This is a genomic window from Algoriphagus aquimarinus, from assembly GCF_900112005.1.
GTDB lineage: Bacteria > Bacteroidota > Bacteroidia > Cytophagales > Cyclobacteriaceae > Algoriphagus > Algoriphagus aquimarinus.
The window spans coordinates 1-20,849 of the sequence record NZ_FOKK01000017.1 but is presented as its reverse complement, the minus strand read 5'-3'; the positions used below and the strand labels follow the sequence as shown (position 1 = coordinate 20,849).

Here is a 20,849-nt window from a genome sequence, read left to right as displayed (position 1 = left end):
GTCCTGAAATTCAGGACTTTTTTATTTGTGCCAATACTTTGTCAGCAGTCGTTTTCTTACAGAAATGATCACCTACAATTACATTTGGCGCTGTTTTACACATATCCATGCACTTGGTTTTGATGAATTTACAGGTCCCTTTGAGCGCTGGTTCATCAGTAAGACCTTTCAGTTCCTTATACAATTTTTTAGCTCCGCCTTGCTTACAATCGGATCCATTGCATATAAAAACTAGTTTTCTAGTGTGTTTCATTATCCTACCGAGATAGCCTGCATCATCAAGCCACACAGATACGCACCATACGTACCCGCAGCATATCCTAACACAGCCAAAAGTACGCCAACTGGAGCAAGTGATGCGTCAAATGCCGCCGCTACAATAGGTGCAGATGCCGCACCTCCAACATTTGCCTGTGACCCTACAGCAACATAGAAGAATGGAGCTTTGATAATAAATGCTACGATGAGCATGATGATGATATGGAAAAGCATCCATACTATCCCTACCACAAACAACAGTGGGTTGTCTAAGACGGCTCCTAGATCCATTTGCATCCCTATGGTAGCAATCAATACATATAGCAGAACACTTCCCATACGGGAAGCTCCTGCGCCTTCCAATTTCCTAACTTTAGTGAAAGACAGTAAAAGTCCTGCGGTAGTAGCTATTACCACTATCCAGAAGAAAGCTGAATCCAATGAGAACTGCTTCAGATTTGGATAATTTTCTCCAATAAATGGTGCAACAAAATCCGCTATTAAATGGGCAACTCCTGTGACACCAAAGCCAACACCGAGAATAATCATCGTATCTGATAGGGTTGGGATCTTCATGATTCCCTTTCTGAACTCTTCAATTCTATCCCGAAGCTCATAGATCTTGGTGCTATCAGCGTTGAAAAGCTTATCTATCTTCTCTGGCTTTGCAGCCCAATAAAGCAAAACTGCCATCCATAGATTTGCGACCAACACATCCACAGCAATCATCTGACTGAAAAGCGCTGGGCTAGGTCCGAAAACCTCCAACATAGCAGTTTGATTTGCTCCTCCCCCTATCCAAGAACCCGCAATAGTCGACAAGCCTCTCCAGACCTCCTCTGGACCACTACCTCCTAATAAGTCAGGGAACAATGTGCCCACAGTCAATAATGCCAGAGGACCGCCCAGCATGATCCCAACAGTTCCTGCCAGAAACATAGTAAGTGCTTTAGGACCCAATTTCAAAATCCCTTTGATATCAATACTGATGGTAAATAAAACCAAGGAGGCGGGAAGCAAATACCTACTCGCTACTTTATAAAGTGAGGAGCTTTCTCCTGATATCAATCCAAAGGAATTGGCAAGTGCGGGTATGAAATAGCAGAGCAAAACGGTCGGAACTACTCCGTAAAATTTTTTCCAAAAAGGTTTATCACTAGCTGAGGTGACAAAAATTATAGCCAAAATTGCCATAAGCAATCCAAAAACTACAGCATCATTTGTAAGCAAAGGAGTATTTTCTTCCATTATATCTGGGATAATCGACTGCAACAATACCAACAATTGTCCAAAAAGCCCAGAGTCTAACTCTTTCCGTTTTCAAGAATCTGTAGCAATTCACTTAAAATCATCGCTGTCGCGCCCCAGACCATCTCTTGATCTACTTCAAAATAGGGAGTGTCCAAGCGGAAATTATTGCTGAATTCTAGGATCTTCTGCTTGCGAATACTGGGCTCATATAGTGTACTGACTGCAGCTTGGATAATTCTAGCTACTTCTTTTTCTTCAGGGACAAAATCTGGAACAACCTCGGAATAACCCAAAACAGGGCTTACCAAAAAATTACTAGTTGGAATAAATAAATCACTCATTCTACCAATCAATTTGACTTGCTCAGGCAGAATCCCTACTTCCTCCCAAGCTTCCCGAAGTGCCGTATCCACTTCGTCTCCGTCTTCTTCCTCCATTTTACCTCCGGGAAATGCAATCTGTCCACTATGAACTCCCTGATAAACTGGTCTTTTGATCAAAGGAAAAAATGCTTTGTTTTTGTATGGGTAAAGCAATATTAATACAGCCCCTTTTCTATGGTTATCTGGAAGTTTTGGATCAAACCTTCTCATATCTACAGGATTTGGAGACATAGAAAGTTGCGCTTCTTTGCCAGGCAAAGGATGTTTCATCCCATTTTCCAACAAATTGAGCACGCTTTCAAAATCCATATTAGCCCAAATCTACCTGTTTGATTTTTGAATTGATATACGATTGTGGCACATAGGATTCTGAAACTTTATTCATCTGAAATTGTCTCAGGGTATGATTCTCAACATTGATCAGCCAAGCCATAGGTCTATAGCCAGCTTCTTCCTGAAAAAAACCAAGTACTAAAAACTCACTTTCGCTCAGCCAAAGTCCTTCCTCAAACATACCTGAAGGTCCCATAAAGAGTAAGCGTTCTTTCATCCCATCTTCCTTATACCAGACGACTTCGGAATCTGGATTAAGGAAGGGAGTATCTATAGCATCCTGCGCTTCGACTTTGTAACTATAAATATCTATCGTCCCGTTCCCAGTTGGATGAGGCATTTGATATGGAAACAACGGGTCACCCTTAAGAATTGGATTACGTTCAGGCATTTCCATGGGATCAATAGAGTCTGTCATCACCAACTCGAACTGAGAAGCATCAAACATTCCTAGGTCACTGCTCCAGTGCGTATACCAATTCTTATTTTGCGCAAATGCCAAATCTATTTGAGATCTGTTTCGATCTAGTTCTTCTTCGTCCAGCGTAATATTTTCTATGCGTTCATTAGTGCTCTTTTCACTAGAATCACAAGAAAAAAGTGAGATTAAGGCAACGCTAAAAGCTGCTAAATAAGTAAGTGTAAATTTCGGACTCCCCATAGAAGTTTTAATTGAGAAGGTTAAGCTAAGTCTTGATGACTAAAAATCAAAAAAGGTTGGGACATTGACCCAACCTTTTCCTGCTCTCAAACCTATTAAACCTATTGTAGATATTCGTTTTATGAATACCTCCGAAAATTATAAAATGTTTTCATATACTCCAAACAATCGATTGCGAAAGATTTTCGAAATTTTATTTCCCCAAAGATTTTCTGAGATAAACCCTTAAAAATCAACGAAATTATATCTTAGCAAACGCCAAAAATATTTTCAATTAAATTTGAGCTTTACATTAAGTTTCAGCGAATAAACTTTTATGCCCTTAACACTTCCGAAACAATTAGCTGAGAAAATTGAAACTGGCTTCATTACTTACATGGAGCTTTTCAACACCTACACTCGATTAGCACCCAAATATTTTAGCGAAAAAGCCTGGCATGCAACTCATTTAAATAACAAGCAAAGGCTTCGACTCTACAAAGATTTACTATTTCCCCTCGCACAGGAGTGCAAAGAAATGCTGGGTGATCAGGCATCTGATTTCTCGAGTTGGAAGGAAATAAAGTTTCAGTATCAATTACTGATTACCAAAAGACCTGATCTCGAACTTGCAGAAACATTTTTCAACTCAGTCATCCGGAAAGCCTATCCTAAATTGACAATCGATGAGGACTTGATGTTTGTCATGGAAGGTTTCGATTCCTGTACAGTGAGAGAGTCCGAGGAACTGCTCAGGACTTACCCTTCCTTTCTTGGATTGGAAAAAAATATCAGGCAAATACTGGATGATTATGACTTTGGCGCTCCATTCATGGATAAGGAACAGGACATCAAATTCTTAATAGCCAGTGTTAAAAAAGTTATTTTAACTAGATATAGGGTCGGTCCTGAGACGAAAACTCAGATTTTGAAATCCGTTTTTTACCGAAATAAGGCTGCCTATTTAATAGGAAGGACTTTTCTAGGACATAAATGGATGCCTTTCATCATCCCAGTGGTACACGGAAAAAAGGGAGTTTTCGTAGATACTTTGATTTTTGATCCAAATCTGATGAGTAGCATGTTCAGCTTTACCAGATCATATTTCATGGTCGAAGCCGAAATCCCATCCCAAGTAGTCGGATTCCTCAACTCAGTTATCCCGCACAAGAAAATCCACGAACTCTACAATGCTATCGGATTCAACAAGCATGGAAAAACCTTATTCTATAGAGATTTTCTCCATCACTTAGAAGCTAGTGATGATCAATTTGAAGTAGCTGCAGGAATTAAAGGAATGGTAATGACAGTATTCACGTTGCCTTCCTTGAACATTGTATTCAAAATGATCAAGGATCATTTTGAACCTCCAAAAACCATGACTAGGCAAGAAGTTCGTGGCAAGTATAAGCTGGTTTCTCTACATGATCGGGTAGGAAGAATGGCAGATACACACGAGTTTGAATATTTTAAGATACCTATCGGTAGGATCAGTGCTGATTTGATGATAGAACTCCGAAAAACTACCAATTCTCACCTAATTGTCACCGACTCTCATCTAATCATCAAGCACTTATATACAGAGCGTAGAATGGAACCTTTAAATCTATTCTTGGAGCATTGCAGCACTGAGGAAGGAATGAAAGCGGCTGAAGACTATGGAAGATCTATCCTACAACTGGCTCAGGCAAATATTTTCCCGGGCGACATGATGACCAAAAACTTCGGCCTTACCCGCCAAAAGCGGGTGATTTTCTATGATTATGATGAAATAGAATTTCTGACGGATATGAACTTTCGAGTCAAGCCTAAAGCTGAAACCTATGAGCAGATATATGCTCCAGAGCCATGGTACTCCATTGCAAAAAATGACGTTTTCCCGGAAGACTTCAAGCGATGGATGATAGGAAGGAAAGATATTAAGGATCATTTTCTGGATTACCACAAAGATCTTTTTGATCCAGTTTATTGGCAAGGAGTCCAACAAAGAATAGCGGCTGGTGAGTTGATACATGCTTTCCCCTACCCTGATGAGATTCGTTTCCGCCCTGATGAAAAGATTTAAGAACAGAAGTTTTTTTCATTGGTATGCCTGCAACCCTTATTTTTGCAATCTGGGTTTAGCCCATAATCACCCAATTGAATGAATTCTGAATCACAATCGAATATAAACACCCCACAAGCCACAAAGACGAAAACCATAATTCTGAATACCCCTATTGACGATGAAAGGCCTGTTTATATCTCAGGTAATTTCAATAATTGGGCAACTCAGGATCGTCGTTATCTGATGAAAAAATGTGCCAAAGGAAAGTATGAGTTTACTTTTCCTCCTAGTTCAGAATTTGAAAAAGAGCTTATCTATAAATTCACCAAAGGTGATTGGTCAGAAGTAGAGATCGATCGCTATGGCAATAGAACTCCAAATAGATCTTGGGATGACGATAAGGACACCAAGGTCGAAAAAGTAGCAAAATGGCGTAAAAACTGGCTACCCTATCGGCCAAGTCAGCTTCCAATCATACGTTTGATTTCTGAGGAATTTGAAATCCCGCAACTCAATAAGACACGCAAAGTTTGGGCTCTACTACCGCACGATTATAACAGCAGCGATGAAACTTATCCAGTTCTTTACCTGCATGATGCTCAGAACCTTTTCAATGAAAATGCTGCATTTGGCAATTGGCAGATAGACAAGAAACTCGCTGTAATGTCTGACTACGGCATTGGCAAAATCATCGTCATCGCTGTAGAACATGGGGAGTCCGAGCGTTTGCAGGAATATAACGTAGGCAAAACTGTGCTAGGCGCAGGAAGTGGTAAGAAGTATATTCGATTCATCACGGACACTCTGAAACCTTTTGTAGACAATACCTATCGAACTAAGACCGAGCGGGAATTCACTGGAATTGGCGGCAGTTCCATGGGAGGTTTGGTGAGTATTTTCTCAGGCCTTATTTATCCAGAGGTTTTTGGGAAACTAATGGTTTTCTCTCCCTCACTTTGGGTGATACCTAAAATCAAACTGGGTTTTCTTGATATTTTCGAACCTCAGGACACCAGGCTTTACCTCTATGCAGGTGGCGATGAGAGTGAAACTATGGTAAAACATGTTCTCAAATTCCGTAAACGCTTACTCAAAAGAGAAAGCTTAAAAGGTAAAATGAAAGTTCATCTCAGCATCAATGAAGAAGGCAAGCACAACGAGACTTATTGGAGCGACGAGTTCCCGAAAGCCATAGAATGGCTATTTTTCAGTAATAAAGAAGATTAATCAGCGAAAGCAACAAACTATGCAGTTCAATATACAATCAGACTCAAGCACCAATTCAAGCCTTCTTATCATCCCAATTTTGGGCACAAACCCAGAAGCAGTTCTCAAAGAAAAACTTGCAGGCTTTACTGTAAATCCTTCACTTTTCTCTGGTAAAAAGGATACTTCCTATCAATTGGAAATTGATGGGCGGTTGATATTACTTATAGGATTGGGAGATAAACCTGATGTTGCTAGCATAGAAAAGTCATTCCGTAGAGTGCTTTCCAAAAACAAAGATCTGGTAGAAACTTCTGCTACTATTGATTTCTCTGATGACTTTTCTACAGAATTAATTGAAAGTGCTCTGGTTGGTTTTCAGCTTGGCGCGTACAGCATTGGCTTTTTTAAGCAAAAGAAAGAAGGTCAGAAAGACTTCTCAAACTTAGAAATCAATGTCATCTCCTCTTCTCAAGGAATAGATAAAACATGTGATCGCGCGGCGAAAATTGCTGCTGCTAAAATCGAAGGATTCAAATTAGTTGATCTTCCTCCCAATGTCGTTACACCAGAATATTTGGCGAACTGGGCTGTGGAGCAAGGTGCAGAACATGGCTTTACTGTCACCATATTTGACGAAGAAAAAGCTAAATCAGAAGGATTGGATGCCTTTTTGGCTGTTGCTCGAGGCAGTGCAAAAGCACCAAAATTCATCATCATGGAGTACAGAAATCCTGAAGCCAAATCCCACGTAGGTTTAGTGGGAAAGGGAGTCACTTTTGACACTGGAGGATTGAATATCAAAACACAGGGCATGGTGTACATGAAATCTGATATGGGTGGTGCCGCTGCTGTTCTAGCTGCAACTCAGCTAATCGCTGCACTCAAGCTTCCTATCAATCTTACCGCCATCGTCCCAGCCGTAGAAAACTCTGTAGACAAGGATGCTTACCTCCCATCCCAAGTCATCGGTTCTCATGCAGGATTGAGCATAGAAGTAATCGATACGGATGCCGAAGGTCGATTGATATTAGCGGATGGTCTTTCTTACCTAGTTAAGAACTACCAAGTGGATCAGCTAATCGATTTGGCAACTTTGACAGGAAGTAGTGTTGGCACTTTCGGCTACGAATGCGGAGCTCTTTTCTCTAATTCTGATGCTATTTCAAATTCACTTCGTGAAGCAGGCATGCAATCAGGCGAGAAAGTTTGGCCACTTCCGATGTGGGAAAGCTACCGCTCAGAAATGGATTCAGAAATCGCAGATATTAAAAATTACCATGGAAAACCAATCGCTGGAGCTATTACAGCGGCCAAATTTCTAGAAGCTTTTATCCATGAGCATCCTTCTTGGGCGCATTTGGATATTGCTGGAGTAGCTTTTGGCGATAGCGAATTTACCAAAACTAAGTCTGGGACTGCTTTTGGAGTGCAATTATTACTTAAATTCATCGAAAATCAATTGTAATTATGGACGATCAGGGCAAGACTTTTCTCTGCATTTCTAACTTTTTCAAGGGAAATGCATTTTTAACTCAGTTGAAAAAGCAAGGCAATCGTGTCTTTTTAGTCACTTCTGAAAAACTGAAAAACAAGCCCTGGGCATTCGAATACATAGATGAGATCTTCTATATGCCTGGTCAGGATTTGGACTGGGACCTTGAGCTTTTGATGAAAGGCGTAGGTGGGTTGATGAAAAATCATAAGATCGAAAGCATCGTTGCTCTCGATGATTATGACGTGGAAAAAGCTACTTATCTCCGCGAAAACCTTAGAATTCCAGGAATGGGTCAGACTACGGGGCGATTTTTCCGGGACAAGCTGGCCATGCGTATCAAAGCACATGACTCAGACATCAAAGTTCCAGCCTTTGCACCGCTATTCAATGACGACGACATCAATCAGTTTGCTGATCACATCCCTGCGCCATGGGTGTTAAAACCTCGTTCCGAAGCTTCTGCGCATGGAATCATCAAGGTTCACGACAAAGACTCGCTTTGGGAAAACATCCATGAATTAGGAGATAATAGACTGTATTATTTAGTAGAACAATTCAAACCAGGTGATGTCTATCATGTGGATGGGTTGATGCTGGATGGGAAAAACCTCTTCAGCTCCGTGTCGAGATATTTGTCCACGCCGATGGAAATTTCCTTAGGTGGCGGGATCTTCCGCTCGGCGAATTTGAAGTATGGATCTGACGATGAAAAAGCGATCAAAAAAGCGAATGCTGCGATCATGAAAGCATTCGGCATGAAGTCAGGAGCAACGCATACAGAATTCATCAAATCACGTGAGGATGGAGAGATTTACTTCCTCGAAACATCCTCCCGTGTAGGAGGAGCACATTTGGCAGAAATGGTGGAAGCAGCAACAGATATCAATCTCTGGGCTGAATGGGCGAAAATCGAAGATTCTCTCGCCAAAGACTACACTTACAAACTACCGAAAGTTGCCAAGAACTACGCAGGAATCTTGCTGACACTTTCTAAATTTGAACATCCTGATTTGAGTAGTTTCGATGATCCTGAGGTTTACTTTAGAGTTCCACTGGAATACCATGCTGGCTTGATTGTGAAGTCTAAAAATCAGGATCGAGTGATGCAACTCCTGGATGATTATGCAGAACGAATCGCTAGAGAATTTTCCACAGTGGCAGATGCTCCTGAGTTGAAGAAATTTCATTAAGGCTGCTCTACAATAGAAGGTTGTCTGGTTCTTTTAATTAATCAGACAGCCCTCAAAACTTCTCTTCCACTCCCAGCCCAAAAAGAGCAAAGTCATATTTGACAGGATCAGCTGCGTCAAACTCCCGAAGTTTCGCTGTTAACTCCAAAGCAGTCAACCAATCGGTTTGCTTTCTGGAAATCATCCCAAGCTTCCTCCCTACTCTATCCACGTGCAGATCACAAGGGCAAATCAATTGCGAGGGTGAGATCTTCTTCCAAATCCCAAAATCGACTCCTTTATCATCATCTCTCACCATCCAACGCAAGTACATATTAATACGCTTACATGCAGCCTTACGACTTGGTGTGGCAATATGCTTTCGGGTGCGATGTGGAGAATCTGGAATTGAAAAGAAGAATTCTTGAAATCTTGTCAGAATAGATTGCATGGCATCTATTTCGCCTGTCTGCCCAAGTAGAAAGGCTTCTTCAAGGGAATCATGCTTTTTGTAAAACCAACTTAAGAAGTGAATAAAATATAAAGTATCGATGTCATTGAAGGTTCTATGCTTGAAGTTCAAAAACGGTTTCAGATCATCTTCTTGATGATTCAGCAAAAAGTCATGCGGTGAATTGTCCATCATCTGAAACAATTCTATGCATTTATTAATGATTGTCTTGCGCTGCCCCCAAGCCAAAATAGCAGCAAAGAAACCAGAAATTTCAATATCCTCCTTTTTGGAAAATCGATGTGGAATTGATATTGGATCAAGCGTGATAAATCCAGGACGATTGTATTGTTCTACTTTCTCGTCTAAAAAATCCTTTAGGTTATGCATCAAATAGCCACTTTCACTTCCCCACCTTGTGTACCATCAAACCATTTGAAGCACAACTCATTTTCTACTTTCTCTGAAACGTGCCAGTCAAAACATTTGATATTAGTAAGAGAGCGAAGTGAATCTTCATCTGGATCATAAAGGCAAATATCAAAATCTGGCAAATCCTTAGAATCCGTACTATTCCATTTCTCTAAAAGAAATCCTTCTTCAAGCACTCTTACTTTTTTTCCAAACACGAAATCAGAGAGAATAGAGGGCACTCCATCTTTTCTCCTAAACTGGAATCCAGCAGGACCAAATACAATTTGCTTGATCAGTTTGGCTTCCAACAATTCACCAGAATATGGTAAATCCTCCCATTCAGATTGCTTCAAAACAACTTTATTCCCTTCAGGTCTAAGTCTATTCAAAAACCGAGAGAGCAAAGAAAACACATAGGTCACTCCTATAAATAGTAAGCCGAAACTTGCCAAAATCGGATAGGAAATAATAAAAATCAAATTCCAGATAAATCGGAAAATGTGGTGGAATATGAGTTGGACTTTATTCATAGCTGGAATGCAAAATTAGCAGTGGCTTTCCGGAAACCAAAATTCCCTCTTAAAACCTAAGGAGTAAACTATAGGTTCAAAACGCAAGAAGACCGCCAAATCTGACGGTCTTCTAAATATAAGTATGTTGGGGATATTGTAGTCTTTCATTGGAAAGCTACTTCTGTCTCCTGTCTTCGGTCTTCCAGCTTCTTAATACATCACTTCAACAGGGAATCTACCATTCACAGCTTTCAACTGATCAAATGCTGCCTGAGAAAGCTTAATCACTAATTTACTATTGTCGCCAGTTTGTGGAAGAGTACCTACTACTCTAGCGAAAATCGTCACGTCATTCTCTTCATTTTTCACTCTCATGATCGTACCGACTGGAGCAGTTCTGTGAAGCACTAGATATTTTTTATGGCCACCTGTACCTTCAATAAGTTCAGCTTGGCCTGTTTCTTTAATATTTTTAAAACCTCCAGAAGCATCTGCAGGCTCCACCATCATTTCATCTACACTGGAAACTACTCTTGGAGTGCCGATCACCGGAACAGTAGACTCTTCCATTGCACCGCGACCCACTTTCAATACTTGGCCTTGCTGCAGATTATTTGACGTCAATGCATTCCATGTAATCAAATCTTCAACCCGAGCTGAATGCTGACTAGCAATAGAAAAAAGTGTTTCTCCACTTTGAACAGTATGAGATCTCCACTCACCGGGCACCATTGGCTTACTTGTTTTGGCAACAGTCTCAGGATATGCAGCTTTTACCGCTTCAGGTTTAGGAGTAGGCTCCACTTTCTCTTTCACTTTCGGAGCTTCCTCTACTTTTTTAGCAGGTTTTTCTTTTGCCTTACCCTCTGTTGTGGTCGTGGTAGTAGCAACAACAACTGGTTCTTTTGCGACAGCAATTGGAACAGCCGGCTCAATAATCAAGGACTGACCTACACTTAGATCATTACCTTTCATACCATTGTCCTTCATCACACTTTCTACAGATACTCCATACTTCTTTGAAATGGAGAAAAGCGTTTCGCCAGGAACTACATTATGCAATACAGAACCAGCAGGAAGTTCAGCCATCGAAACAAAAGGTACTTTGATCGTTTGGCCAATCTTCAACCCTTCTTTCAAAACAGGATTAGCATTGACAATATCACTTACAGCTGCTTTATATCGGCGGGAAATCCCGAAAAGAGTCTCCTTTGGATCAACTTCATGAAGAATGTAAGACTGATCTCCTATACGCTGCACTCCCACCGAATCGATAGAAGTAAGCTCGGAAGCCATTGATAATGATGAAGTAAATGAGAAAACAAGAAGAAAGGACCAGAAAAACTGTGATCTATTATTCATAGGGTTGTACTGAGTTGGGAGTAAACGAATTAGAAATAAAAGATTAATTTCCAAAGTCAAGTGGCGCAAGAATTATGCTAGAAATCGAGCATGACACAAGTGACACTAATACGGATGATTATAAATCCTGCGAGATTCCCCGTCCGACTGGCATTAGCCGGGCTAGCATGTGGCCTTTTAAAAGAAAGTAATAAAAGCATGAAAAGAAATCGAGCAATACTGATACTGTATTCCTAGCAAAGATCGAAGAATAGTCCAAGAATCGGAATTTATAAACAGATATTACATCAATAAATCATAGCTAAGCGAAGAAAAGAATCACTTTTTATGTGTATTTCGTATCTTTTATCATTCGTACATGCAATCCAAAAATGAAAATCTATTTCAGTTCATTTCTACTATTACTCCTACTTTCTTCTCAACTGGTTCTAGGCCAAACTGATACTGGTGATGACAAGAAGGTTTTCACCTTCAAAATCGACACGGATATTGATCCTGCCATGACTCGTCGGGTGAAACTGGCGCTTGAAAAAGCCGAATTAGAAGAAGTTGATCTGATTATAATTGACATGGACACCTATGGTGGAGCGGTAAATGATGCAGATGCCATACGAACAATGATTCTCAATTCAACCATCCCTATTTATGTCTTTATTAATAAAGATGCTGCCTCCGCAGGAGCATTGATTTCCATTGCTACAGACAGTATTTACATGGCACCTGGTGCAAGTATAGGGGCAGCTACGGTAGTTAACGGTACAGATGGAGCTGCGGCCCCCGACAAATACCAATCTTATATGCGTTCGATGATGAGAAGTACTGCTGAAGCGCAGGGTCGTGACCCAAAAATAGCAGAAGCGATGGTAGATGAGAAAATCGAAATTGAAGGAATATCAGAAGCTGGTTCTGTGATTACTTTCTCTGCTAATGAGGCTGAAAAATATGGTTTTAGCGAAGGCCAATACGACACGATAGAAGCAATTCTTGCGTCTCAAAACCTTGCAAACGCCGAAATAATAGCATATGAGACTGATGCCGCAGAACAGATAATCGCCTTCTTCTTAAATCCCGCTGTAAGCGGATTTTTGATCTTGATCATTATCGGCGGTTTATATTTCGAATTACAAACTCCAGGTATAGGTTTCCCTATTCTTGCCTCTGTAGTTGCAGTATTCCTATACTTCATTCCCTACTATCTCAATGGTTTGGCTGAAAACTGGGAGATTCTGGTCTTTTTTATTGGAGTCATTCTTTTAGCCGTAGAACTATTTGTCATACCTGGTTTTGGGATTTTCGGCGTATTGGGAATCATCGGGATTTTGACAGGATTGGTACTAGGTATGATCCCAAATCAGAATTTCAACTTTGATTTTGTGCCTGCTGCAGACCTATTCGGGGCTTTACTCACCGTTATATTAGCTGCAATTGCCTCCGTTGGCTTAGTCTTTTGGCTTACTCCAAAAGTCAATGAATGGGGAGCTTTCAAAACTATCACACTTGCCACTACCCAGCAAAGAAGTGATGGCTATACTTCCTCTTTCTATGCAGACTCACTCAAAGGTCAAACTGGAGTAGTTCATTCCAGATTAAGACCAAGTGGAAAAATCGAAATAAATGGAGACATCTATGACGCCTATTCCCGAGGGGAATTTATTGATCAGGGTGAAAACATCATCGTTATTTCCACGGAAGGCACGTCGCTGAAAGTGAAAAAATGGGAGGCTTGATAGAAATTGGTAAGTTTGCTCCATGAATACTTCTCAGACGATATACGACCTGATCGGCGAAGAAAAAATCCGCTTACTCACCTACTATTTCTATCAGGAAGTTTCCAAAAATGAAGCTCTGAAAAAACTGTATCCGGATGATTTGGCTCCCGCCGAAGAGCGTTTGTTTCTCTTTTTACTCCAAGTATTCGGAGGCCCTGAGACCTATTCTGAGCAGCGAGGTCATCCACGTCTCAGAATGAGGCATGCCAAATGGAAAATAGATGCTGCCATGCGTGATCATTGGATGAATTCCATGCTTGTGGCGCTGGACCAAGTTGAGCTAGAAACGAATATTAAGGAAGCTATGATGAGTTATTTCGTCAAGGCTGCAAACCATATGATCAATCATGAATAACCTGCTTGCAAGGCTGTATTCGATCTATGCCTCAATAATCTTCATTCTTAGCTTTCTTATAATCTTCCCTTTTATTCTGATTTGCATCTGGGTTCCTAGTTGGAACAAATACGGCAGAAAAATCAATCGCTACTGGGCAAGAGGCTATTTCACGTGCATTTTCCTTCCTGTGAAATTTGAGAAAACCGAGAAGATTGAAAAAGGCAAACCCTACATTTATCTAGCAAATCACTTCAGCTACTTAGACATCGCTATGATGGGATTTATTCCTGGTGATGTGCTATTTGTTGGAAAAGCTTCCATTAGAAAAGCACCACTTTTCGGCTATTATTTTAAGAATCTTCATATTGCAGTGGATAGGGATAGATTGAGAAGCAGAGCAGAAACGATGAAACGAACTGATCGAGCACTTGAATCAGGAAGTTCAGTGATCATTTTTCCAGAAGGGGGAATCTTTACCAAAAACCCTCCCGAGATGATTCCCTTCAAAAACGGGGCTTTTCGGATGGCTAAAGACAAACAAATCCCCATTATCCCTGCCACTTTATCCTATAATCATCTAATTTTACCCGATGACGGGAAGTTACTGTTTCATTGGAGATCAGCAAAAATGGTTCTCCACGAGCCATTGCTTCCCGAGAATTTTGATTCTGAGAAGGCTTTGAAAGAAAAATGCTTTCAAGTAATCCAGACTCAACTCGACCTAGATAATCTAAACATATGAAAATAGATACCAATTCAATCAAGAAAATCGCTCACTTAGCGAGGTTGGAATTTGACGAAAGCAGTGCTGAGAAAATGTCAAAGGACATGAGTCAAATTCTCGACTGGGTAGAAAAATTGGATGAAATTGACACAGAGAATATTGAACCTCTGACCACCATGTCTTCAGAAGTGAATGTGATGCGTGAGGATAAAGTAGGACATCAACTGGACCATGAATCTGGGCTTAAAAATGCTCCTAAAAGAGACTCTGACTACTTCCGCGTACCTAAAGTAATGGAATAGTACTTTTGAAAAACACATTGAAAACCTCCCTAGCATTTAAAATCTTAGCCCTCCTATTCATAATTTCAGGAGGGCTTTTTGCGCTTTATTACCTGATTTTTGACCCTCAACCTTATGTCAATATTCAGGCAGGCTCATTTCTGGATACCATTGCAATACCATTTGATTGGGTTCAGATTGGACCCATTTCCTTTCCGATTAAAGTAGATAATTACCTGGTGTTTCAGGAATTTCAAGCATTAACCCCTGAAATTCATCTAACAGAATCTTACATCTATGCTGGCATAGTCTGGCTCGGCGTTGTTTCAGTACTGACTTTAATTACTGAGTTCAAAAAGGTTTTCTTCATTATAGGAGGAATAGTATGGATAGTGTTACTCACACTAAGCAATTTCAATGGTCTGAATATCGGAGGTCAAAGTGCTAATTACCCCCTAATTATTCTTTTAGCAGGGACGCTAATCCCATTGATATACTTTCACCTTTGGGGCCAAAAAACGCATTTGGCAATCAAATGGCTAACGATTTTTGCAGGGACATTTTCTGGTCTTGCCATACTCATCACCCAAAGCCCAATCACAAATCCAGAAATTTATATAGCAGAGCATAGTCTGACCATTGGTTTTTGTCTGGCACTTGCTTGGGTACTTTGGAACGGACACGGCATAATTTCCGGGGTTTACATTTTGCTTGCACGAGCCAATCGTAATCTTAATCTGAACATCACTGTACAGATCAGCTTTATAGCTATAATCTATTTGGTCACACTTTTCTTCATTCTCCTGGACTTGCAGGGAGACTTAAACTTCCCTTTCCCGGTCTTCTCTGCACTGTTCCTTCTCATACCTCTAGGGATTTTTGGTTGGATTTCTATTGGAGGAAAAGTGAATCAAAGTGAGCAATTAGTCTCAACTCCTGCAGTCATTAAAGCACTTCATTTAATAGGATTTGGACTCTCTTTGTGGCTTGTCTGGAAATTGAAACTCTCAGGAAATCAGCCAGGAGAAGAACTTTTCAAACATCTCCTTGTCTATTCGCAGTTTGGTTTCAGTTTATTTTTCTTCATCTACCTAATGGCAAATTTCATGTCTGTCATGAACTCAGGTAAGGCGATTGACACAATAATTTACAAACCACATTCTCTCATTTATTACCATGTTAGGATTGGTGGACTAATCACAATTCTGGTCATTACAACATATGCTGAGGGAATAGTAGGCGTTCAGGCTAACGGGATGACCAGTAATATTCTTGCTGATTATTACTATCAAATTGACAAGAAATTAGAGGCCAGTATTTTATACGAAAATGCCTGGATGCGCTACCGCAAAAACCCCAAAGCCAAGTTTGCTACCGCCAAATTACTGTTGGATCTGAAGCAGCCTACCTTGGCAAAGCAGAATTTGGAAGAAAGCATTACAGAAGCTCCACAAGTCGACAATATTTTGCTTTTGAGCGAAAGACTTCACTTGGAAAACAAAGTGTTTGATGCGATTTATTACTTAGAAAAAGGTCTCACTATTTTCCCTAACGAGCCACATTTAGTCAACAACCTGAGCTTGCTTTACACCAAGGTCAACAAGTCGACCGAAGCATTGGAATTGATGTCTCAGATCGAAAGTGATGATCCCGTCTTGAATTCCAATCTGACCGCTTTACAAACCAAGCTTGGCCAGCCAGAAGTTAATGTAGCTCAACCAATAGATCTGATATCGCAACTCAATCAACTTGCAGCATCAAATGCCCTGGCTAATATTCCATCAGAAGAACTAGTCAAATCGATAAAAGAAAAACTACAGCAAGAATCCTCTCCTATGCTTATCAATGCAGGATGGAGAAATCTGATGTCTGAAATCAACAGGAATGATCCCAATTCAGATCTTGCATTTTTAGATAGTATTGGGCAACAGCCTGAAATGCTAGACTACCTTATGTCTCTGCAAGAAACCGCCGTTATTAGAAGTTTGGCAGCTGGAAGAGTAACTGAAGCAGTGAAAAATCTAAATGGTTTGGCATTCAGAAATCCAAATGATGCTGCTTACTACTTGCAACTTTCTGGAAGTATTTTAGCTCAAAATCTGGATTTCCAAAAAGCTGCTAATGAATTTATTGCTGCTGAAGAAAAAGGTTTTCAAGGATTCAGCACACATCACTGGAGTATATTTGGGCTGGCTGGAATGCCTGCAAAATCAGTAGAGATCCGAGAAAAATATCAAGTTAGACTTCCTAGCTACGTATCAAATCAAGACACTACTATTCATAAGTATTTGAATATAATTGGTCGCTTTCACCAAACATTGCCTCAAATCCTATTGCATCAATGGCGGACACTTCCTGAAAATGAATTGAAAACGGACATTGCAATTCGTTTGATAGTATTCAAAGCACACGGGCTTGGCAAAGAAGATTTAAAAGAATTAGAAAAATATATTACGGATATAATTGGCCCACAAGAACACCTAACAATATTTGCCAACAATCCAGACTTGAAAAATATAGATTCTGTAAACGCATTCATTTCATGGATAAAGGCTAGCAACGAACTTACAGCAAACCCTTACCTTAGTCCGCTGATAATTAGCGCAGTAGACATAAATACTGATCCGCTTACTCAATACGAAATATTAAATGCTGCTACCGAATTTAACCAAGATCCCATTCTTTGGTTCAAAAAAATCAAGGCAGCCAGAGAGAGTGGACTTGATAACTATGCAGATCAATCCTTAGAGATTTTAAAACTATGGACAAGTCCAGAAGAGCTTGAACTCCTCCAAAACATGAACTATTGAAACCCATTAACGTTTTTTGTGTAGGCGGAAATCCAATTTCCAACCCAAAATATTAACTTTAGCAAAACCCCCAGCCATGACGAAAATTATAGAAACCAGCGAAATCAACAAAACATACAGAATGGGCTCTGAAATTATTCAGGCTCTAAAGTCTGTCTCCATATCAGTAGATAAAGGAGAATATGTAGCTTTCATGGGACCTTCTGGTTCGGGAAAATCAACGTTGATGAATATCATTGGTTGTCTAGACACGCCTACTTCAGGTACTTATATCTTGAACAATAAAGATGTTTCTGATATGACCGAGAATGAATTGGCAGAAATTAGAAATAAAGAAATTGGATTTGTCTTTCAGACGTTCAACCTTCTTCCAAGAGCAAGCTGCTTAGAAAATGTAGCGCTTCCATTGGTCTACGCAGGTATGAGCAAATCTGATCGAGAAGATATTGCTTTTCAAGCTCTGTCAAATGTAGGACTTGGGGATAGAACTAAGCACCGCCCAAATGAACTTTCTGGTGGTCAGCGTCAGCGTGTGGCCATTGCTAGAGCATTAGTAAACACACCAAGTATCATTCTTGCCGATGAGCCTACAGGTAACTTGGATTCAAAGACATCCCATGATATCATGGAGCTTTTTCATGAATTACACTCCAAAGGCAATACCATAATTATGGTAACGCACGAAGATGACATTGCACATTATGCACACAGAATTGTAAGATTGCGTGATGGATTGGTAGAATCGGACACTGTAAACCCGAATCCTACCCGAGGAATTGCAATGCACGCCTAATCACACCTTATAATTTCAAATAGATTCTTATTTTTGTCCTTAGAGAAACAGGGCAAAGAGATGAAAATTTATACGAAAACAGGCGACGAAGGACAAACCTCACTATTGGGAGGAACGAGAGTTCCTAAATTCGATATAAGAATCGATGCGTATGGCACCGTGGACGAGCTTAATTCGTACATTGGAATGCTCCGAGATCAAGAGGTTAATTGGATGAGAGCTGAAGTCTTGAAGGAAATTCAAGATAGGCTGTTCATTATCGGTGCAGATCTGGCTACAGATCCTGCCAAGCAAAATGTGAAAAAGCCTGATTTGCTGGAAACTGACATTGAAATGCTGGAAAAGCAAATCGATGAAATGGAAAAACCACTTCCTCCTCTGAAATCGTTTATACTTCCCGGCGGTCATCCTTCTGTTTCTTTTGGCCATCTGGCTAGGACTGTCTGCAGGAGATGCGAAAGAATAGTGACCGAACTGGCAGCTATGGAAGAAGTCTCCGACTTAGTAATTCAATATCTCAACAGGCTTTCTGACTACCTCTTTGTGCTATGCAGAAAGATGGCTCAAGAACTTAATGTAAATGAAGTTATCTGGAATCCCAGAAAATAATTAATAGCTACCTTGGCTCAGCCAGATTAAAGGCAAAACAAATGAAGACACAACTTGCCCTACCGATAACTAAAGTTCAGAACTCTAGATTAGCGGAAACAGATTTCTCCAACTTAGTATTTGGACGCACGATCAGTGATCACATGTTTGTGGCGGATTACAAAAATGGTGAATGGTCTGATCTTAGAATTGTGCCTTATGCACCACTTAGCTTGAACCCAGCTAACGCGACACTTCACTATGGACAATCAATTTTTGAAGGATTAAAAGCCTACAAAAATGAAGAAGGAAAAGTCATCGTCTTTCGTGCGGATGCCAACTGGAGGCGATTGAATGAATCAGCCGAAAGAATGTGCATGCCGTACCTTCCTGAAGAAATCTTTATGGAAGGAATGACCCAACTACTGGATCTCGAAAGAGACTGGGTGCCTACTGCAAAAGGAGCATCACTTTATGTGAGACCTTACATGTTTGCTACAGATGATTACATCGGAGTAAAACCTTCTGACACATACAAATTCATCATTTTCACTTGCCCAGTAGGAAATTACTATAACAAACCGGTGAGTGTAAAAGTAGAAACTACATTTACACGAGCGACTGAAGGTGGCACTGGAGCAGCTAAAACGGCGGGTAACTATGCTGCATCACTCTATCCTGCTCGTCAAGCTCAAAAGGCCGGGTACGACCAACTTCTATGGACTGATGGGAAGTCTCACAGCAAAATCGAAGAGAGTGGGACTATGAATATCATGTTCAAGATCGACGGCAAGCTGATCACTGCACCTACGAATACAGGAACCATCCTTAAAGGTATCACCAGAGATTCTGTCATTCAATTGGCTAAAGATTGGAATGAACCATTAGAGGAAAGATTCCTAACCGTTTCAGAACTAGAGACTGCCTTAATTGACGGTACGCTGGAAGAAGCTTTTGGAACTGGGACTGCTGCAACTATCGCTCATGTACAGCGCATAAATGTCAATGGCAAAGATTATATGCTTCCTGCAAAATCTGAGGATGCATTTTCCTATAGAGTTCTAGCTGAGCTTGATGGTATTAAATATGCTGAAATCGCCGATCCACATAATTGGATTATTACTATTTAAAAAATCGGTTTTATAATTTGCAAAAAAGGCTGTCTATTCAAAATAGACAGCCTTTTTTTATTCTGTTAGAACTGGTGTATCAACTCTTAATATTTTAAGTTTTTTGAGACCTCCTGGTAGTGCCCATTCAATCTCCATCCCCTCTTGAAACCCAATCATAGCAACCCCCAAAGGTGAAAGTATAGAAAGCCTCTTTTCCGCAATATTCCCAAACTTAGGCAAAGTCAATTGGAATTTCAAAAGTTGGCCAGAAGCTACATCCTGAACTTCAAAATGAGAATTGAGTCGAATTATATGAGATTCGATTTTGGCATCAGGAACAAGTTTGGCTTTTTCAATTTCCCTTGCCAACAAAGAGATTTCTTTGGTGATCAAGTGTGAAGGCGTATTGACTATTAGGTCCTTAATGGTGTTGTAATCTGATTTAGTGAGTATAGGCTTCATGATTTATAAAATAAATAAGTGAACCCGGCACAAATTGCACAGGGTAAAGGATAGTGAGAAGTCTGGTAAATTGCCCTCCTTACGTAATACTAAAAATCACTGAGGGCTAAGAAATAAAGGCTTTGTTCTTTTGGCAAAACACACAAATATTCGGGCCAATAGCCGGAGCTATAGGGAATTTACCGAAGGATTTATATGACAATTGAGATTTCAAGCGAGGCCAGATTTTAAAAAATAGCAAAATCTAAAATGATCGCTATTTGTAGAACTTATAACACTTACGTTCATCCAGAGATAAGGTTGAAAATTCAGCAGAAAAAATAGATGAAATAACCTTAGTATTCAGAATGTGAAATTCTTTAAACTGACTCTACGGGATTTTGCACGTAGCCAAATATTATTTGACAGCTTGTGACAAGTAGTTCCTAAATAGGTCGAATTGGTTTTCC

The 20,849-nt window shown here is 40.3% G+C and carries 20 protein-coding genes; 12 read left to right on the top strand and 8 right to left on the bottom strand.

Annotation, left to right across the window (positions count from 1 at the left end; all coding sequences use genetic code 11):
- Positions 1-10: 10 nt before the first annotated feature.
- The 4 genes from BM291_RS17765 to BM291_RS17750 are packed head-to-tail and all read right to left on the bottom strand — an operon-like array spanning position 11 to position 2,886.
- A complete protein-coding gene (locus BM291_RS17765; RefSeq protein WP_092899940.1) occupies positions 11-253 on the bottom strand; it encodes a (2Fe-2S) ferredoxin domain-containing protein in 243 nt (80 codons plus the stop codon).
- Positions 253-1,506 carry a DUF819 family protein gene (locus BM291_RS17760; protein ID WP_092899938.1) on the bottom strand — a complete coding sequence of 418 codons (1,254 nt, stop codon included), beginning with the start codon at positions 1,504-1,506 and terminating at the stop codon, positions 253-255. Before BM291_RS17760 ends, BM291_RS17765 begins: the two co-directional genes overlap by 1 nt.
- 56 nt (positions 1,507-1,562) lie before the next feature.
- Entirely contained in the window at positions 1,563-2,201 is a 639-nt protein-coding gene (locus BM291_RS17755) for an NUDIX hydrolase (RefSeq protein ID WP_092899936.1), read from the bottom strand.
- A 1-nt stretch (position 2,202) separates the two neighbouring features.
- On the bottom strand, positions 2,203-2,886 hold the full coding sequence (locus BM291_RS17750) for a hypothetical protein (RefSeq protein ID WP_092899934.1): 684 nt from the start codon (positions 2,884-2,886) through the stop codon (positions 2,203-2,205).
- Between the two features lie 316 nt (positions 2,887-3,202).
- Here BM291_RS17750 and aceK point away from each other — a divergent pair, with 316 nt between their 5' ends.
- The 4 genes from aceK to BM291_RS17730 all read left to right on the top strand — a co-directional run bounded on the left by aceK (position 3,203) and on the right by BM291_RS17730 (position 8,806).
- Positions 3,203-4,930 carry a bifunctional isocitrate dehydrogenase kinase/phosphatase gene (gene aceK / locus BM291_RS17745; RefSeq protein ID WP_092899932.1) on the top strand — a complete coding sequence of 576 codons (1,728 nt, stop codon included), beginning with the start codon at positions 3,203-3,205 and terminating at the stop codon, positions 4,928-4,930.
- Positions 4,931-5,008: 78 nt separating this feature from the next.
- On the top strand, positions 5,009-6,139 hold the full coding sequence (locus BM291_RS17740) for an alpha/beta hydrolase (RefSeq protein WP_092899930.1): 1,131 nt from the start codon (positions 5,009-5,011) through the stop codon (positions 6,137-6,139).
- Positions 6,140-6,158: 19 nt separating this feature from the next.
- Entirely contained in the window at positions 6,159-7,586 is a 1,428-nt protein-coding gene (locus tag BM291_RS17735; protein ID WP_092899928.1) for a leucyl aminopeptidase family protein, read from the top strand.
- 2 nt (positions 7,587-7,588) lie between these two features.
- A complete protein-coding gene (locus BM291_RS17730; RefSeq protein WP_092899926.1) occupies positions 7,589-8,806 on the top strand; it encodes an ATP-grasp domain-containing protein in 1,218 nt (405 codons plus the stop codon).
- A 52-nt stretch (positions 8,807-8,858) separates the two neighbouring features.
- Here BM291_RS17730 and BM291_RS17725 read toward each other — a convergent pair whose 3' ends face one another.
- The 3 genes from BM291_RS17725 to BM291_RS17715 all read right to left on the bottom strand — a co-directional run bounded on the left by BM291_RS17725 (position 8,859) and on the right by BM291_RS17715 (position 11,524).
- The gene (locus tag BM291_RS17725; protein ID WP_092900045.1) at positions 8,859-9,626 is read right to left on the bottom strand and encodes a TIGR02757 family protein; all 768 of its coding nucleotides are present in this window, start codon (positions 9,624-9,626) and stop codon (positions 8,859-8,861) included.
- Positions 9,626-10,180, bottom strand: a complete 555-nt coding sequence (locus BM291_RS17720) for a hypothetical protein (protein WP_092899924.1) — start codon at positions 10,178-10,180, stop codon at positions 9,626-9,628. Before BM291_RS17720 ends, BM291_RS17725 begins: the two co-directional genes overlap by 1 nt.
- 192 nt (positions 10,181-10,372) lie before the next feature.
- Positions 10,373-11,524, bottom strand: coding sequence for a DPBB and LysM peptidoglycan-binding domain-containing protein (locus BM291_RS17715; RefSeq protein WP_092899922.1), 1,152 nt, complete (start codon positions 11,522-11,524; stop codon positions 10,373-10,375).
- 371 nt (positions 11,525-11,895) lie between these two features.
- Here BM291_RS17715 and BM291_RS17710 point away from each other — a divergent pair, with 371 nt between their 5' ends.
- From BM291_RS17710 to BM291_RS17675, 8 genes are all read left to right on the top strand, one after another.
- Complete coding sequence (locus tag BM291_RS17710) at positions 11,896-13,251, top strand: NfeD family protein (protein ID WP_092899920.1); 1,356 nt, start codon at positions 11,896-11,898, stop codon at positions 13,249-13,251.
- A gap of 22 nt (positions 13,252-13,273) precedes the next feature.
- Positions 13,274-13,648, top strand: a complete 375-nt coding sequence (locus BM291_RS17705; RefSeq protein ID WP_092899918.1) for a globin domain-containing protein — start codon at positions 13,274-13,276, stop codon at positions 13,646-13,648.
- Complete coding sequence (locus tag BM291_RS17700) at positions 13,641-14,372, top strand: lysophospholipid acyltransferase family protein (protein WP_092899916.1); 732 nt, start codon at positions 13,641-13,643, stop codon at positions 14,370-14,372. The genes BM291_RS17705 and BM291_RS17700 overlap by 8 nt, the downstream gene beginning before the upstream one ends.
- Positions 14,369-14,656: an Asp-tRNA(Asn)/Glu-tRNA(Gln) amidotransferase subunit GatC gene (gene gatC, locus BM291_RS17695; protein ID WP_092899914.1), complete on the top strand. Its 288-nt coding sequence runs from the start codon at positions 14,369-14,371 to the stop codon at positions 14,654-14,656. The genes BM291_RS17700 and gatC overlap by 4 nt, the downstream gene beginning before the upstream one ends.
- Positions 14,657-14,673: 17 nt before the next feature.
- Positions 14,674-17,445 carry a tetratricopeptide repeat protein gene (locus BM291_RS17690; RefSeq protein WP_092899912.1) on the top strand — a complete coding sequence of 924 codons (2,772 nt, stop codon included), beginning with the start codon at positions 14,674-14,676 and terminating at the stop codon, positions 17,443-17,445.
- 76 nt (positions 17,446-17,521) lie between these two features.
- Complete coding sequence (locus BM291_RS17685; RefSeq protein ID WP_092899910.1) at positions 17,522-18,238, top strand: ABC transporter ATP-binding protein; 717 nt, start codon at positions 17,522-17,524, stop codon at positions 18,236-18,238.
- 60 nt (positions 18,239-18,298) lie between these two features.
- Positions 18,299-18,847, top strand: a complete 549-nt coding sequence (locus tag BM291_RS17680; RefSeq protein ID WP_092899908.1) for a cob(I)yrinic acid a,c-diamide adenosyltransferase — start codon at positions 18,299-18,301, stop codon at positions 18,845-18,847.
- Between the two features lie 41 nt (positions 18,848-18,888).
- Positions 18,889-19,956: a branched-chain amino acid aminotransferase gene (locus tag BM291_RS17675; protein WP_092899906.1), complete on the top strand. Its 1,068-nt coding sequence runs from the start codon at positions 18,889-18,891 to the stop codon at positions 19,954-19,956.
- 57 nt (positions 19,957-20,013) lie between these two features.
- On the opposite strand, the gene BM291_RS17670 is transcribed toward BM291_RS17675, so the two are convergent.
- Entirely contained in the window at positions 20,014-20,400 is a 387-nt protein-coding gene (locus tag BM291_RS17670) for a GreA/GreB family elongation factor (RefSeq protein WP_092899904.1), read from the bottom strand.
- Positions 20,401-20,849 lie beyond the last annotated feature (449 nt).